Source organism: Microbispora sp. GKU 823 (assembly GCF_002027145.1).
Classification (GTDB): domain Bacteria; phylum Actinomycetota; class Actinomycetes; order Streptosporangiales; family Streptosporangiaceae; genus Microbispora; species Microbispora siamensis.
Genome location: NZ_MWJN01000017.1, coordinates 22261 through 38385 on the forward strand (window position 1 = coordinate 22261; position 16125 = coordinate 38385).

A 16125-nucleotide genomic window follows, 5' to 3' on the forward strand; every position below is an offset into this window, starting at 1 on the left:
ATCATTGAAGGAGCACCTGGTCTGGGAGCGCTCCCACGGAGCGTAGGTGGGGTAAGGGGCGCTGTCAATCCCTGGTCATGCGGCGAATTTGGGAGATTACGACCACATTGTCCGTGATCTGCGCTAATAACCTCACATTCCCCGCCTTGGGGCTAATAACGGACAGAAACTTCCATGACACTTGACGAACGAAAGCCGTGATCCCTAGCCTCCACTGCCGTGGGAGCGTTCCCACTACCGCGTCCGAAATGGGGGTTACCGGCGCGAGCGGCGGTGGATCCCGCGCCGTGCCAGGCACCAGGCAGGAAGCTCACCGGCGGTGATTCAACCACCGCCGGATCGTTTGGCCGCCCGCGACTTCGTATCAATCGCCGGCGTACCGGGGCGCAGAGCGCACAGAGGAATGCCATGTTCTTAATGCAAATTTCAACCGAGGTGCCGGCGTCGTGACCCGGACCGGCCTCTCACCGGCCAAGCAGGCGTTGCTGGCGCAGCGGCTCAAAGCCGGGAAAGCCGCGAGGGTCACCGTGCCGCCGCGGCCGGCCGGCACCCACCCGCCGCTTTCGCACGCCCAGGAGCGCCTGTGGTTCCTGGAGCAGTACGCCCCGGGCACCACCGCCTACACCGTCGCCTTCGCCGTACGGCTGGACGGCGGTGAGATCGACGGCGCGGCCCTGGAGCGCGCCCTCACCGAGGTGGCCCGGCGACACGAGAGCCTGCGCACCCGGTTCGTCACCACGACGACGGCACGCCGGAGATCGTGCTGGACGACGAGCCCGTCGTCGAGCTGCGGCTGTCGGACGACCCCGCCACCGTGCGGGAGGCCGTGCAGGAGGAGCTGAGCCGGCCCTTCGATCTGGCGAGCGGCCCGCTGCTGCGGCTGCTCCTGGTCCGGCTCGGCGCCCGCGAGCACGTGCTGCTCCTGACGATGCACCACGCCGTCACCGACGGCTGGTCCTGCGACATCGTGATGGAGGAGTTGCTCGCCCTGCACGAGGCGTACCGGACCGGGACCGACGCCGGGCTCGCCGCCCCGCCCGTGCAGTACGGCGACTACGCGCTGTGGGAGCGCGGCCGGACCCACGAGGACGACATCCGTTACTGGCGGGAGCGGCTGGCCGGGCTGCCGCCGCTGGAGCTGCCGACCGACCTGCCGCGCCCGCCGGAGCAGGGGTCGGCGGGCGCCGCCCACGGCGTGGCGCTGGACCGCGAGCTGGTGGACGCGCTGACCGCACTGGGCGGGGAGAACGGCGCGACGCTGTACATGACGCTGCTCGCCGCCTTCCAGGTGCTCCTCGCGCGCTACTCCGGTCAGGACGATTTCGCGGTGGGGTCGCCCGTGTCGGGGCGCGACCTGCCGGAGCTGGAGCGGGTGGTCGGCCTCTTCATCAACTCGCTGCCGATGCGGGCCGACCTGTCCGGCGACCCGACCTTCACCGAGCTGCTCGGCCGCGTGCGCGAGACGGCGCTGGACGCCTACACCCACCAGGAACTGCCCTTCGACCGGCTGGTCGGCGAGCTCGGCGTCGAGCGCGACGTGAGCAGGTCGCCGGTGTTCCAGGTGATGTTCGCGCTGCAGAACTACCGGTCGGCCCCGCTGGCCACCCAGGGCCTGACCATGTCGGCGTACCCGTTCGAGGTGACCGCCAGCCGGTTCGACCTCGCGCTCTACCTGATGGACCAGGGCGACGGCCTGCGCGGCAACTTCACCTACCGCACCGAGCTGTTCCGGCCGGCCACGATCGAGCGCCTGGCGGAGTGCTTCGAGAACCTGCTCAGGTCGATCGTCGCCGACCCGCACGCGCGGGTGTCCGACCTGGAGCTGCTCCCGGCGGCGGAGCGCGACCGCGTGCTCGGGTTCGCGGGCGCCGCTCCCGAGGCCGAGACGCCCGCGGCGGACGCGTTCGGCGGGGCGACGAGGCTGCATGAGGTGATCGCGGCGCAGGCGGCCCGCACCCCGTCCGCGACCGCCGTCGTCTGCGGCGGCGACGCCCTCACGTACGCGGAGCTGGACGCCGCGGCCGACCGGCTCGCCCGGCGGCTGCGCGGGCTCGGCGTGCGGCGCGACGACCGTGTGGCGATCTGCCTGGAGCAGTCCACCGGGCTCGCGGTCGCGGTGCTCGGCGTGCTCAAGGCGGGCGCGGCCTACCTGCCGCTCGACCCGGAGCACCCGCGCGGACGGCTCGAGTACGTCCTGGCCGACGCCGCGGCGTCGATCGTCGTGACCACTCCGGACCTGCGCGACCGGCTCCCCGATGACATCACCGCCGTGCACCTCGACGACCAGACGGAGCTCCCCGCCGAGGCGGAGGGGGCGGCGCCGGGCGACCTCGCGTACGTGATCTACACCTCCGGCACCACCGGGCGGCCCAAGGGCGTCGCGGTGCAGCACCACGAGGTCATGGTCTACCTCGCCGGGGTGCGCGAGCGGCTGGGCGTGGAGCCCGGCTCGTCCTTCGCCCTGCTCCAGTCCCTCGCCTTCGACTTCGGCGTCACGGTCTTCTACCTGTGCCTGATGACCGGCGGCACCCTGCACCTGGTGCCCTCGCGCACCGCCGGTCCCGAGCTGGCGGGGATCTTCCGGCGGACCGGGATCGACTACCTCAAGATCACTCCTTCGCACCTCGCCGCGCTGCTCGCCGACGCCGGGCCGGATGACCTGCTGCCCAGGAAGCTGCTGCTGCTGGGCGGAGAGGCGGCCCCGAGCGGCTGGGCGGCCGAGCTCGCGGCGATGGGCCGCTGCCGGGTCGTCAACCACTACGGGCCGACCGAGGCCACCGTCGGCGTGACCACCTACGACGTCGCCCGGCTGCCCGCTCCCGACGGCCCGGCCGAGGCGAGCGTGAGCCTGCCGATCGGTTCGCCGCTGCCCGGGGCACGGGCGTACGTGCTGGACGAGCGGCTGCGGCCGGTGCCGGCCGGAGTGCCGGGGGAGATCTACCTCGGCGGCGACCGGCTGGCCCGCGGCTACCTGAACCGTCCCGGCCTGACCGCCGACCGGTTCCTCCCCGACCCGTACGGCCCGCCCGGGTCGCGCATGTACCGCACCGGGGACCTCGGCCGGTGGTCCGACTCGGGCGACCTGGAGTTCCTGGGCCGCCGCGACCTGCAGGTGAAGATTCGCGGCTACCGGGTCGAGCTCGGCGAGGTCGAGTCGGTGCTCGCCGACCATCCGGACGTCGCCCAGGCCGTGGTCGAGCCGCGCGGCGAGCAGCTCGTCGCCTACCTCGTCCCCGCCGCCGAACACGCCGTGGACGGCGCACGACCGGACACCGCGGCGGTGCGCGCGTGGCTGGCCGACCGGCTGCCCGCGTACATGATCCCCTCCCGGTACGCCTGGCTGGACGAGCTGCCGCTCAAGTCGCACGGCAAGGTGGACCGCTCACGGCTGCCCGAGCCGGAGGCCGACGTGGCGGCGGCCGAATACGTCGCCCCGGAGGCCGGCGCCGAGGAGGACGTGGCACGCGTCTGGGCGGAGGTGCTGGACGTCGAGCGCGTGGGGGCGCTCGACGACTTCTTCGCGCTGGGCGGCCACTCGCTGCTGGCGATGCGGGTCATCGCCCGGCTGCGCAAGGCACACCCGGACGCCGGTCACGGTGCTCGACGTGTTCAAGCACCGCACCGTCCGGGAGCTGGCCCGGCTGCTCACGGCCGAGGGGGACGTGCCGCGCTCCCTGCTGCACCGGCTCACCCCCGCCAGGGCCGTCACCACCACCCTGGTGTGCGTGCCGTACGGCGGGGGCAGCGCGGCGGTCTACCAGCCGCTCGCGGACGCGCTGCCGGCCGACTGGGCGCTCTACTCGGTCGCCGTGCCCGGCAACGAACTGGGCGAGGAGGCGCGGCCGTTCGACGAGGTGGTCCGCGACTGCGTGACCGAGATCACCGAGATCATGGACGGCTCGCCGGGCCGGCTGGTGATCTACGGGCACTGCGGGCCGGGCGGGGTGCTCGCCACCGCCGTCGCCCGGGAGCTGGAGGCGGCCGGGCAGGAGCTGACCGCGCTCTACCTCGGCGGCGTCTTCCCGTTCGCCCGGCCGGGCCGCGGCATGAACTGGCTCGGCACCTTCTTCGACAGGCTGACCAGCGACCAGGCCAGGATCAACGCCCTGACCGCCGCCGGGCTGGACGTCGAGGAGCTGGGCCGGGACCAGGTCAGGCTGATCGTCACCAACCAGCGGCTCGGCGCCCGGCACGCGGAGTGCTACTACACCCGCCTGTTCGAGGAGGCGGACGGTGGTCGGCTGCGCGCCCCGGTCATCTCCGTCGTCGGCGAGCGCGACCCGGCGACCGAGTTCTATCAGGAACGTTACAAAGAGTGGCATGCCCTGTCAGACGAGGCCGCGTGCGTCGTGCTCGACGAGGCCGGGCACTTCTTCACCCGCTACCGCGCGGCCGAACTGGCCGACATCGTCACCGGCACCCATGACGCGCTCGCCTCCGGGCGTACGGAGGGGATGGAACGGGGCGAGGGGCGGACCTGGTGGCTGCAGGGCGTCTCGCGCCGGTCCGCCGAAGCCGGAACCGAGGGCGAAACCGAGGCCGGGACCGCCGCGAAGCGGGACGAGCCGTCAGGCGCGGCGGGCACGCGGGCGCACGGCGGCCCGCCGCCCAGCATGCGGCGCTTCCTCGTGGTCGCGGCAGGCCAGCTCGTCTCGATCACCGGTTCCGCGCTGACCGAGTTCGCCATCCCGCTGTGGATCTACCTCACCACCGGCTCGCTCGCCCGGTTCGCGCTGTTCTCCGTGCTCGGCCTGCTCCCCGGCATGCTCGTCGCCCCGCTGGCCGGCACGATCGTCGACCGGTTCGACCGGCGGAAGGTCATGATCGCCGGGGACGCGGCCGCGGGCGGCACCCAGCTCATGCTCGGCCTGCTGCTGTGGACCGGCAACCTGCAGATCTGGCACATCTACCCGCTGCTGGTCTGCCTGTCCGTCGCGCTCACCTTCCAACGGCTCGCGTACGGCTCGGCGATCCCGCAGCTCGTGCCGAAACGGTTCCTCGGGCACGCCAACGGCGTGGTCCAGATGGCCACCGGCACCGCGCAGCTCATCGTGCCGCTGATCGCGGTCGGGCTGATGGCGGCGATCGGGCTGGAGGGCATCCTCGTCATCGACGTGGCCAGCTACGTCGTCGCCACGCTCACCGTCGCGCTCATCCGCTTCCCCGCGACGATGGCCTGGAAGCGGCGAGAGAGCGTGCTCGCCGAGATGATGGGCGGCATCCGCCACTCCTGGGGTCACCGGGGCTTCCGCGCGATGCTGTTCTACTTCGCGGTGCTGAACGTCTTCCTGTCCCCGCTGTTCCTGATGATCTCGCCGCTCGTGCTGTCGTTCGCATCGCTGGCCGAGGTCGGCCGGGTGTCGTTCGCGGGTGGGCTCGGCGCCTTCCTCGGCGGCCTGGCCATGGCCGCCTGGGGCGGCCCGCGCCGCCGGCGGTTGCACGGCGTGCTGCTGTCCACGCTCGCCCTGTCGGTGTTCTGCCTGCTGACCGGGCTGCGCGCGGACCTGTTCCTGATCGCGGTCGGCGCGTTCGGCATGTCGCTGTGCCTCACCCTGCTGAACGGCGTCTACGCCACGATCATCCAGGTCAAGGTGCCGCAGCGGTTCCACGGCCGGGTCATCGCGCTGAACACGCTGATCGCCTGGTCCACCCTGCCGATCGGGTTCGGCCTGGTCGCGCCGTACGGCGCGCAGGTCTTCGAGCCGCTGCTCGCCCCGGACGGGCCGCTCGCCGGCACGGCGGGCGCGGTGCTCGGCACCGGTCCCGGCCGCGGGATCGGCTTCATGTACGCCTGCTTCGCGGTGGCGATCGCCGTCATCGCGCTGGTCGCGCTGCGGGTCCGGGTGCTGCGCCGGTTCGACACCGACGTGCCCGACGCCCTGCCGGACGACGTCGTCGGCTACCAGGCCCTGACCGAACGCATCGCGGCCGCCCGGACGGCGGACGCCGGCCCCGGCGACCGTACGGACGCACCCGCGGACACACGGGCGGCCCGCGAACCCGAGAAGGAGCTCGCATGACGGGGACGAGGACGCGGGGGACGCCCGCGCTCACCGTGCCGGAGCTGCTGCGGCTGCGCGCGGGGCAGGAGCCGGACGGCGTCGCGATGATCGGTGGAGGGACAGGGGGAGCTCACCTTCGGCCGAGGTGGGACCGCAGGTCGGCGGCGCTCGCCGGCCGGGCTGGCGGACCGGGGCGTGGCGCCGGGCGACCGGGTGGCGCTGCACTTCGGCAGCCGCGACTGGATCGACTTCGCCGTGGCGTTCTTCGGCGTGCTCAGGGCGGGCGCGGTGGCCGTGCCGATGTCGGACCGGCTGGCGCCGGCCGAGCTGCGCTACATGATCGGGCACTGTGCGGCGTCGGCGGTGCTGCTCGGCCGGGACCTCGCGGCCCCGACGGGGCCGGGATCGGCGTCCGTGCCCGGGGAGAGGGCCGTGGAGCCGTGGACCGCGACCCCGGCGGAGCTGGAGGCCGGCTTCGCGGCGGAGCCGGCGCGGGAAGGCCGCGGGTGCGGCCCGGCGACCTGGCGCAGATCCTCTACACCTCCGGCACGACAGGGCGGCCCAAGGGGGTCGGCGCGAGCCACGCCAACCTGGCCTACGGGTGCGTCACGCAGCCCAAGCACCGCAGGTTCGCCCACTCGCGGCACCTGCTGCACGCCTTCCCGATCGGCACCAACGCCGGCCAGACCATGCTGATCAACGCGCTGGACGCCCGGCCGACCGTGCTGACCCCGGCGAGGTTCACCCCCGGCCGGTTCGCCCGGCTCATCGAGACCTACCGCCCCGGCACCGTGTTCCTGGTGCCGTCCATGGCGATCGAGCTGCTCGACGCCGGGCTGCACGAGCGGCACGACATGTCCAGCGTGGTGCTGCTGGGGTCGGCGGCGGCCGCGCTTCCCCCCGCCCTGTCGGAGCGCCTGGCGACGGCCTTCCCGAACGCGACCGTGACGAACTACTACACGTCCACCGAGGCCGCCCCCGCCCAGACGATCATGATCTACGACCGGACGCGGCCCGCCGCGCTGGGGCGGCCCGCGTTCGGCGGCTCGCTGCGCATCACCGACGAGGAGGGCAACCCGCTCCCGCCCGGGGAGACCGGCGAGGTGTGGATGCGGTCGCCCACCGCCACCCGGTCCTACTACGGCGACGCGGAGGCCAGCGCCCGGTCGTTCCGCGACGGCTGGGTGCGCATGGGCGACGTCGGATACGTGGACGCCGACGGCTACCTCTACCTCGTCGACCGGGAGAGCGACGTGGTCAAGACCGGCGCGTTCAAGGTGTCCACGCTCCAGGTGGAGGCCGCGCTTCACGAGCATCCGGGGGTCGCCGAGGCGGCCGTGTTCGGGCTCCCGCATCCGGTGCTCGGCTCCGTGCTGGGCGCCGCGATCGTGCCCAGGTCATCCGGGCTGCCGGAAGGCCCCGGGCTGTCCGAGAGCGAGGTGCGTGCCTTTCTGATGGACCGGCTGGCCTGGCACGAGCTGCCCGAACGGGTCCTCGTGGTCGACAGCCTGCCCAGGAACCAGTCAGGCAAGGTCATCAAGAAGGAGCTGCTCGCGCTGCTGGGCGACTCCGTGATCAGCACGACGGAAGGCAAGTGAGATGTCACCGACACTCATCGGCGAGGGGGAGCAGGCGTCCCTCGCACAGCACGGCATGTGGATAACGGAGCAGATGGGCTGCGGTGGCCGGGTGTACCACATGCCGCTGGCCATCCGGTTCGACGGCCCCCTCGACGTGGACCGGCTGCTGGCCGCCTGCCACGACGTGGTCCGCGGGCATCCCCAGCTGGCTGCGGCCCTCGCGGAGCGGAACGGCGTGGTGCGCCTGGTGCCTGCCGCCGTGCCGCCGCCGATCGTGTTCGAGGACGCCACCGGGTTCGAGGACGCAGGGCGTGAGCCCGGCGAGCTGGTCGACCGCGAGGCGTCACTCGCCCTGGACCTGGGGACCGGGCCGACGGCCCGGTTCACGGTGTTCCGGCTCGCGCCGGAGCGGCACCTGCTCGTCTTCGTCGCCCACCACGCCGTCTTCGACGGCATGTCGAAGGACATCCTGGTGCGCGGCCTGGCCGACGCCTACGCCGGGCTGCCGTCGCCGGCCCTTCCGCTGACGTACGGCGAGGCCGTCGAGCGGGAGAACACCCGGGTGGCCGAGCTGCTCGGTGACGCCGCCGAGTTCTGGCGCGACCGCTGGCGGGACCGGCAGGACCTGCGGCTCCCCGGACTTTCCGGGGTCTCGACCCGCGCCGCGGCCGGCGACGCCGTCGACTTCGCGCTTCCCGCGGATCTCGCCGTCGCCGCGGACAAGCTGGGCGTCACCCGGTTCGAGCTGGTGCTCGCCGCCGTGCACACCCTGCTCGCGGCGTACGGCAACGAGGACGCGGCGGTGGCCGTCGACCTGTCGACCAGGACCGAGGAGACGCGGGGCCACATCGGCCTGTTCGTGAACGAGCTGCCGGTGCCTGCCCCCGCCCCGGCCGGGAGGTTCGCCGAGTTCGCCCACGCCGTACGCGAGGAGCTGCGGGCCGCCTACCGGTTCCGGCAGGTGCCGCTCGCGCGCGCGGTCGGCGGAGTGAGCCCGCGCACCGCGCTGACGCCGGTCTCGGTCAGCTACCGCAGGCGTGACGCGAGCGCGCCGGAGTTCCCCGGCGTGGAGGCGTCGGTGGACTGGATGTCGTTCAACCAGGCGGTGCGCGGCACGCTGCACCTGCAGGTGGTGGACGCGCCGGACGGCATCGCGGCCCGGCTGCAGTTCAACCCGCTCGCCTTGAGCCGCTCCGGCTGCGAGACCGTCGCCGAGCACCTGCTCGCCCTGCTGCGCGCGGTGGCCGCGGCCCCGGACGCCGACGTGGCCGACCTGCCGCTGCCGTCCCCGCTGCCGTCCCCGGTGGTCGGCGGCGTGGCCGAGCCGTCCTTCGCCCGGGCCGGGGGAGCCGGCCCCGGCCAGGGCGGGCGTCGAGGCGGACGCCGTGCCGTACCTCGCGGAGGTGGGCGAGATCTGGCGCGAGGTGCTCGGCATGCCGGAGATCGGCCCGGACGAGGACCTGTTCGACCTCGGCGGGCACTCGCTGTCGATCACCCAGATCATCGCGAAGGTGCGCGAGCGGATGGACGTGGAGCTGTCCTTCGACGTGTTCTTCGACGACCCGACGATCAACGGGATCGCGGCGGAGGTCGCCCGCCTGCGGGAGGAGGCGTGATGAGGGAGCGCGTGGCCGAGCTGGTGTCGAAGGCGAGCGGCGGCGACCTGGCCGTCGCCGACATCCTGGCGGCGGACTGCAGCCTGCCCGCGCTCGGCCTCACCTCGATCGCCTACCTCCGGCTGATCGACCTGCTGGAGACCGAGTTCGACTGCGACGTCGACCTGGACGGCGGCCACCTCGACACGCTCGACGGCCTGGTCGAGCACATCGCGGGGCAGCGGACGTGACCGTGAGCGCGCCGGCGCGGGTCACCGGTCTCACGGCGCTGCCGCCGCGCACCGTGGAGTTCCGCGGCGCGCGGGGCGGGCAGGCCGCGCTGACCTGGGGCCAGCAGGGAATCTGGCGCTCCACGCAGTGGCTGGACGACGGCGACCCCTACTTCAACCTGGCCTGGACCCTGCCGGTGACCGGCGCGGCCGGCCTGGACGCCGTGCTGCGCGCCGTGGGCCGTCTCGTCGAGCGGCACGAGACGCTGCGCACGGCGTTCGTCCGGGACGGGGAGGGCACCGAGGGCAGCACGGTCCAGCGGGTGAGCCGCGAGGGCCGGCTCACGGTCGGCGTGTACGAGGCGGCGGCCAAGCCGATGAGCGCGGCCAAGGCGCTGGCCGCCGAGCTGGCCGCGACCGGGTTCGACTACGCGGCCGAGCTGCCGATCCGGTGCGCGGTGGTCTGCCAGAGGGGCCGGCCGCGCGCGCTGGCGCTCGCGTTGTCCCACCTCGCGCTCGACGGCTGGTCGCTGAACATGGTGGCCGCGGAGTGGCCGCGGCTGGTGGCCGGGGAGGACCTGCCCGGCCCGGACTGGCAGCCGCTCGACCAGGCGGCCTTCGAGCGGTCGGATCCGCCGCCCGGCGGACAGGCGCTGCGGCACTGGCGGACCGGTCTGGCGTCCGCTCCGCGTTCGATGTTCGACTTCCCGGCGAGGGAACCCGAGGAGCCGCGCTTCGTCCGTCACGGGATGGACTCCCCGGCGGCGGCCGTGGCCGCCGAGGCGCTCGCCGCCCGGCACGGCGTGACGACCTCCAGCGTGCTCACGGTGGCGAGCGCCGCGCTGCTGGCCGCCGTCACCGGGCACCCCACGGCGGCGCTGCAGCTCATCGTGTCGAACCGGCACCACCCGGGCATGGAGGCGATGGCCGGCCCCGCCGCCCAGGACGGGCTGTGCGTCATCGACCTGGAGGCCGGCACGTTCGCCGACGCGCTGCGGCGCGGACACCGCAGGACGATGGCGACGTACCGGAACGGGCACTACGACCCCGCGCTCGTGCTGGCCGCCTGGGAGGCGGAGGCGTGGGACCGCGGCGCCGACATCGACCTGGACGCGTTCTTCAACGACGTCAGGCAGGCGGGCCGCTGGCAGGGCCTGCCGCCGGTCGATCCCGGGGACGCCGCGGCGCTCGCCGCGCTGCGGGGCCGGACCAGAACGTTCTTCGTCGGCGCCTACTCGAAGGTCAAGGCGAGGATCTTCTTCGCCACCGGCCCGGCCCCGTCCACCTGCGAGTTCTACGTCCTGGTGGACACGGCCTTCCTGCCCGGGGACGTCGCCGAGCGGATGCTCACCGGCCTGGAGGAGCTGCTGGTCCGGGCGCTCTCGGAGGAGGTGCCGCTGGACCAGGTCGCGAAGGTCGCGGGGCTGGACCCGGTGCGGCGCCCCGCCGGGTGGACCGTGATCGGCCACGACTGGGTGGACCTGCCGGAGAGCGAGGCCCTGCTGCGCCGGGTGTGCGGGACCGACCTGGCCGCGGTCGTGGTGGAGGACACCGGAGACGACCCGGGAGACGGGGCGGCCCGGCTGACCGGGTATCTCGTCGCGCGTCCCGGGCTGGACACGCCCGAGGCCGTCCACGCCGCCGTGATGCGCGCCGCGGCCGGCCGGACCGACGTGCTCGCCCCCCACCACTACGTCCTGTGCGCGGCGCCGCCGGCCGACCCCACCGGCTGGCCCGCCTGTCCTCGGCTGATCGAGGGCGGCGGGCGGGCCCCGTCTACCGCAATGACCGTTTTGGGAAGGTGACATGACCGACTCCCCGATGCTCGTGGTCGTCAACGACGAGGAGCAGTACTCCGTATGGTGGAGCGACCGCGAGCCGCCCGCCGGGTGGCGGGCCACCGGCTTCGCGGGCACGCGGCAGGAATGCCTGGACCACATCGAGACGGTGTGGACCGACATGCGCCCGCTGAGCTCCCGCGACCCGGAAACGCTGAGCGCACGCGACCCGGCGACGCTGAGCTCCCGGGACAGATGACCACCGCGGAGCGCCGCGCCGCGCTGATCGAGAAGCTGGCCGGGCTGCCCCCCGAGCGCCGGGCGGCGCTGCTGCGCTCCCTCGGGGGCGCGCCGCGGGACCCCGGCGGCGAGGAGTGGCCGCTGTCGCCGGGGCAGGAGCGCCTGTGGTTCCTCAGCCGCTTCGACCCCGGCGACACCAGTTACAACACGCCCTGGTGCATGCGGCTGCGCGGGCCGCTCGACGTGGACGCGCTGACCGCGGCGTTCACCCGGATCGTGGCGCGGCACGAGGTGCTGCGGACCCGCTTCCGGCTGCGCGGGGACGCCCCGGTGCAGGTCGTGCTGCCGCCCGGACCGGTGCCGCTGGAGAGGATCGCGCTCTCGGGGGAGGCGGACCTCGACCGGGCGCTGAAGGAGTTCGTCGAGCGGCCGTTCGACCTGGAGAACGAGCCTCCCCTGCGGACCGGCCTGGCCGAGCCGGGCAGGGACGACGCGGTCGTGTGCATCGTCCTGCACCACATCGTGATGGACGGCTGGTCGCTCGACGTGCTCATGCGTGAGCTCACGGAGTGCTACGCCGCCGGGCGCGAGGGGCGTGAGCCCGAGCTGCCGGAGCTGCCCACGCAGTATCCCCGCTTCGCCGTGCAGGAGAGGCAGCGGGACCACACGGAGGGCCTGGAGTACTGGACGCGCCGCCTGGCCGGCGCCCCCGCGCTGGACCTTCCGGCCGACCACCCCCGGCCGCCCCGGTGGTCCGGGCGTGGCGGACGCGAGCACCTGCTGCTGCCGCCGGAGGAGATCACGCCGCTGGAGAAGGTGGCCAGGAAGCGGCGCTGCACGTCCTTCATGGCCCTGGCCGCCGCCTACCAGGCGACCCTCGCCCTGGCGTCGGGCCAGTCCGACTTCTGCGTCGGCGTGCCGGTGGCCGGCCGGTCCCGAAGCGAGCTGGCGCCGCTGATCGGCTACTTCGGCAACACGATGGTGCTGCGCGCCGACCTGTCCGGCGACCCGTCGTTCCACGAGCTGCTGGACCGCGTGCGGGAGACGACCCTGGCCGGGATGCGGCACGCGGAGGTGCCGTTCGAGCACGTCCTGGCCGCGCTGCGCGTTCCCCGCGACATCAGCAGGCCGCCGCTGTGCCAGGCCATGTTCAACCTGCACAACCTGCCCAAGGACGACCTGCTGGGGACCCGGATGGCCGACCTCGGCCGGGAGGTCTACACGGTCCCGCCCAGTCACACAAAGTCGGAGGTCTCGATGGACCTGTGGCGGGGGCCGGAGGGGCTGGGCGGCGTCCTCGACTACAGCAGCGATCTGTTCGCGCCCGCGACCGCGCGCCGCCTCGTCGGCGGCTTCGCCGAGATCGTACGGCGGGCCGGGGCCGACCCGGACATCCCGCTGTCCGCGCTGAGCGGCGTGTTCTCGGGCGCGTTCTCGAGCGTGTTCTCGGAAGTGAAAGGTGCGTGAAAGTGAGTGACGCGGTGAGCGGCGTGACCACCCCTGATACGGCGCTCGCGCTGATCCGCCGGTGGCGTGACGCGAGCCCCGACGCGGTCGCGGTGAGCGGCGCCGGTGGCGTGCTGACATACCGGGAGCTGCACGACAGGGTCGACCGGCTGGCGGCGCTGCTGCGCGCCCGCGGAGTCGGCCCGGAGGTCCCGGTGGGCCTGTGCCTGGAGCGCTGCCCCGGCATGGTCGTCGCCCTGCTCGCCGTGTGGCGGGCCGGCGGCGCCTACGTGCCGCTCGACCCGGGCTTCCCCGAGGACCGGCTCCGGTTCATGCGGGAGGACGCGGGCATCCGGCTGGTGCTGGCCGGCCAGGGGATCGAATCCCGGCTGCTCGACGGCGTCCCCGACGTCGTCGAGCTTTCGCAGGACGGCGTTCCCGTCGCGGGCGGGGCCTCCGGCGACGGCGACGTGCCGGCCGGCGGCGAGGTGTTGGCCGGCGGCGAGGTGTTGGTCGACGGCGCCGTGGGCGACCTGGCCTACCTCATGTACACCTCCGGTTCCACCGGCAGGCCCAAGGGGGTCGCCGTGCCGCACGGCGCGGTGGTCAACCTGCTGGAGTCCTTCGCCTCCCTGCTGGAGCTCACCCCGCGCGACGCCTGGCTGGCGGTCACCACCTTGTCGTTCGACATCTCGGTGCTCGAGCTCCTCCTGCCGCTGGCCTGCGGCGCCCGGGTGGTGGTCGCGTCCGGGCACGAGACGGCGGACGGCCGGGCCCTGCGGTCGCGTGCCGTGAGCGAGGCCGTCACGATCATGCAGGCGACCCCGGCGAGCTGGCGCATCCTGCTCGAATCCGGCGGGGTCCCCGAGAACGTCGCGACCCGGCTGTGCGGGGGCGAGGCGCTGCCCCGCGACCTCGCCGACGCCCTCCTCGACGGCGGGGCCCGGCTCTGGAACGTGTACGGCCCGACGGAGACGACGGTCTGGTCGACGGCCGGGCGGGTGGCCCCGTCCCCGGCCCCCGTCGACCTGGGCGAGCCCATCGGCAACACGACGGTGCACATCCTCGGCCCCGACGGACGTCCCGTGCCGCCCGGCGAGGCCGGTGAGCTGCACATCGGCGGCGCCGGCCTGGCGAGGGGATACCGCGGCATGCCGGGCCAGACGGCGGCCAGGTTCCTGCCCGACCCGTTCTCCGGAGTGCCGGGGGCCCGCCTGTACGCCACGGGCGACCTCGCCAGGATCGACGACGGCAGGCTTCACTACCTGGGCCGGGCCGACCAGCAGGTGAAGGTGCGCGGGTTCCGGATCGAGCTCGGCGAGATCGAGAGCGTGCTGCGGGCCGCGCCCGAGGTGGCCGACGCCGCCGTCGGCGTCTGCGACGGTCCCGACGGGCTGCCGCGTCTGGTCGCCTACGTCGTGCGCGCGGCCGGGGAGCCCGAGGGGGCCGACCTGTGGCCGTCGCTGCGTGACCGGCTGCGCCGCGACGTGCCCGAGTACATGGTGCCCGCACATCTCGTGGTGCTGGACGCCCTGCCGCTCACCCCGAACGGCAAGCTCGACCGCAAGGCCCTGCCCGTGCCCGAGTGGACCCGGGCGCGCAGCCGGCCGTACCGGCCCGCGTCCACGCAGTTGGAGGAGGACCTCGCGGCGATGTGGGGGGAGGTGCTCGGCATCGCGGAGCCGGTCGGCGTGGACGACGACTTCTTCGAGCTGGGCGGGCACTCGCTGACCGCCACCCAGATCATCGCCAGGATCCAGGCGCGCTTCGCGATCAACGTGCCGATCGTGGTGCTGTTCGAGAACCCCACGGTGGCCGACCTGGCGGCGGCGATGGACCGGCTCGACGACGACGACCTGGACCTCGCCGAGATCGCCGCGCTCCGCGACGAACTCGACGGCCTCAGCGCCGAGGACCTGGCGGCCGTGCTCGACGAGATGGCGTCGGACGCATGAGGGCGCCCCTGTCGCCGGGCCAGGAACGGCTCTGGCTCCTGCAGAGGCTGAATCCCCGCGACGCCTCGTACACCATGTACACCGTCCGCCGGCTGCGCGGGCCCCTCGACACCGGCACCCTCGAACAGGCCCTCGCCGACGTCGTGGCCCGGCACGAGGGCCTGCGCACCCGGTTCGACGAGGAGGACGGCGTCCCCTGGGCGATCGCCGAGCCGCCGGGGGCGGCGGGGTCACTCCCGCCGGTCGAGCGGATCCAGGCCGCCGACGAGGAGCATGCCCGGCGGCTCGTCGCCGAGCGGGTGAACGCGCCGTTCGACCTCGCCGAGGGCGTGCCGCTGCGCGTCGCGGTCATCGCGATCGGCGCGCTGGACCACGTCCTGTGCGTCACGATGCACCACATCATCGGCGACGGCTGGTCGCTGGGGATCCTCTTCGACGACCTGGCGGAGTGCTACACCGCGCGCCTGCACGGGCGCGCGCCGAGTCTGCCGCCGCTGCCGGTCCAGCCGTCCGACTACGCCCGCTGGCAGCGCCGCCGCGCCGAGCGCGCGGTGCCGTACTGGCAGGAGCGGCTGGCCGATCCGCCGCCGCCCGACCTGCCCTGCGCCATCGGGGCCGGGGACCTCCGCGACGAGGATCGCGCGGGCTTCCAGATCGTCCGGATGGGCCGGGAGGTCGCGGGCGAGCTCGACCGGCTCGCCCGCGAGCACAGGACCACGCCGTTCACCGTGCTCATGACGGCCTACCAGGTGCTGCTGCACCGGCACACCGGCCACACCGACGTCCTCGTCGGCACGGCCGTGGCCGGCCGCGACCGGGTCGAGCTGGAACCGATGATCGGCTACCTCTCGCAGACCGTCGTGCTGCGCGGCGACCTCGACGGCGATCCGTCGTTCATCGAGCTGCTGGGGCGCATGAGGCAGGAGGCGCTGACGGCGCTGAGCCGGCCATCGGTCCCGTTCGAGCGGATCGGGCACCCCGCCGAGGCGCTGATGCCGACCATGTTCATCCTGCACAGCCAGGACCTGGGACCCACCCGGCCGTTCGGCGACCTGTCCGTCGGCTACTTCCCGGACGGCTACCGGCAGGTCAAGCTCGGCCTGTACACCGAGGCGTGGTTCGAGGACGGCGAGATCGTCCTGTCGTTCGGCCACGACGGGTCCAGCGGGTCTCCGCACGAGGCGGAGGCCGTCCGCCGGCTCGCCGAGCGTTTCCTGCTCCTGCTCGAGTCGGCCGTGGCGGAACCGCATCGCCGGGTCTCCGAGCTGCGCGTCTGGACCGGCGACGACGAGGCCGACA

8 protein-coding genes and 5 pseudogenes are annotated in these 16125 nt (G+C 73.8%); all 13 read left to right on the forward strand.

Translation table 11 applies throughout. The features are described 5' to 3' along the window. The first annotated feature begins 446 nt into the window (after positions 1-446). Complete coding sequence (locus B1L11_RS50400) at positions 447-842, forward strand: condensation domain-containing protein (protein WP_256862440.1); 396 nt, start codon at positions 447-449, stop codon at positions 840-842. Then, positions 827-3520, forward strand: a pseudogene (locus B1L11_RS50405) (amino acid adenylation domain-containing protein); the annotation flags it as partial. The gene B1L11_RS50400 and the pseudogene B1L11_RS50405, both read left to right, overlap by 16 nt. Positions 3521-3725: 205 nt before the next feature. Continuing rightward, positions 3726-4340, forward strand: a pseudogene (locus tag B1L11_RS50410) (thioesterase domain-containing protein); the annotation flags it as partial. 9 nt (positions 4341-4349) lie between these two features. Then, positions 4350-6020 carry an MFS transporter gene (locus B1L11_RS50415; RefSeq protein WP_256862454.1) on the forward strand — a complete coding sequence of 557 codons (1671 nt, stop codon included), beginning with the start codon at positions 4350-4352 and terminating at the stop codon, positions 6018-6020. A gap of 195 nt (positions 6021-6215) precedes the next feature. Next, a pseudogene (locus tag B1L11_RS50420) lies at positions 6216-6323 on the forward strand (hypothetical protein); the annotation flags it as partial. 119 nt (positions 6324-6442) lie between these two features. Continuing rightward, on the forward strand, positions 6443-7600 hold the full coding sequence (locus B1L11_RS11805) for a class I adenylate-forming enzyme family protein (protein WP_256862441.1): 1158 nt from the start codon (positions 6443-6445) through the stop codon (positions 7598-7600). 1 nt (position 7601) lies between these two features. Further along, positions 7602-8858, forward strand: a pseudogene (locus B1L11_RS11810) (condensation domain-containing protein); the annotation flags it as partial. Between the two features lie 157 nt (positions 8859-9015). Continuing rightward, entirely contained in the window at positions 9016-9198 is a 183-nt protein-coding gene (locus B1L11_RS54735; protein ID WP_372974667.1) for a phosphopantetheine-binding protein, read from the forward strand. Positions 9199-9430: 232 nt separating this feature from the next. Further along, positions 9431-11212 carry a condensation domain-containing protein gene (locus B1L11_RS11815; RefSeq protein ID WP_179155093.1) on the forward strand — a complete coding sequence of 594 codons (1782 nt, stop codon included), beginning with the start codon at positions 9431-9433 and terminating at the stop codon, positions 11210-11212. Positions 11213-11228: 16 nt separating this feature from the next. Next, entirely contained in the window at positions 11229-11444 is a 216-nt protein-coding gene (locus B1L11_RS11820) for an MbtH family protein (protein ID WP_372974668.1), read from the forward strand. After that, positions 11441-12892, forward strand: a complete 1452-nt coding sequence (locus tag B1L11_RS11825; RefSeq protein ID WP_179155094.1) for a condensation domain-containing protein — start codon at positions 11441-11443, stop codon at positions 12890-12892. Before B1L11_RS11820 ends, B1L11_RS11825 begins: the two co-directional genes overlap by 4 nt. Before the next feature lie 2 nt (positions 12893-12894). Further along, on the forward strand, positions 12895-14826 hold the full coding sequence (locus tag B1L11_RS11830; RefSeq protein WP_179155095.1) for a non-ribosomal peptide synthetase: 1932 nt from the start codon (positions 12895-12897) through the stop codon (positions 14824-14826). Beyond that, positions 14823-16100, forward strand: a pseudogene (locus B1L11_RS50425) (condensation domain-containing protein); the annotation flags it as partial. The gene B1L11_RS11830 and the pseudogene B1L11_RS50425, both read left to right, overlap by 4 nt. Between the last annotated feature and the right edge of the window lie 25 nt (positions 16101-16125).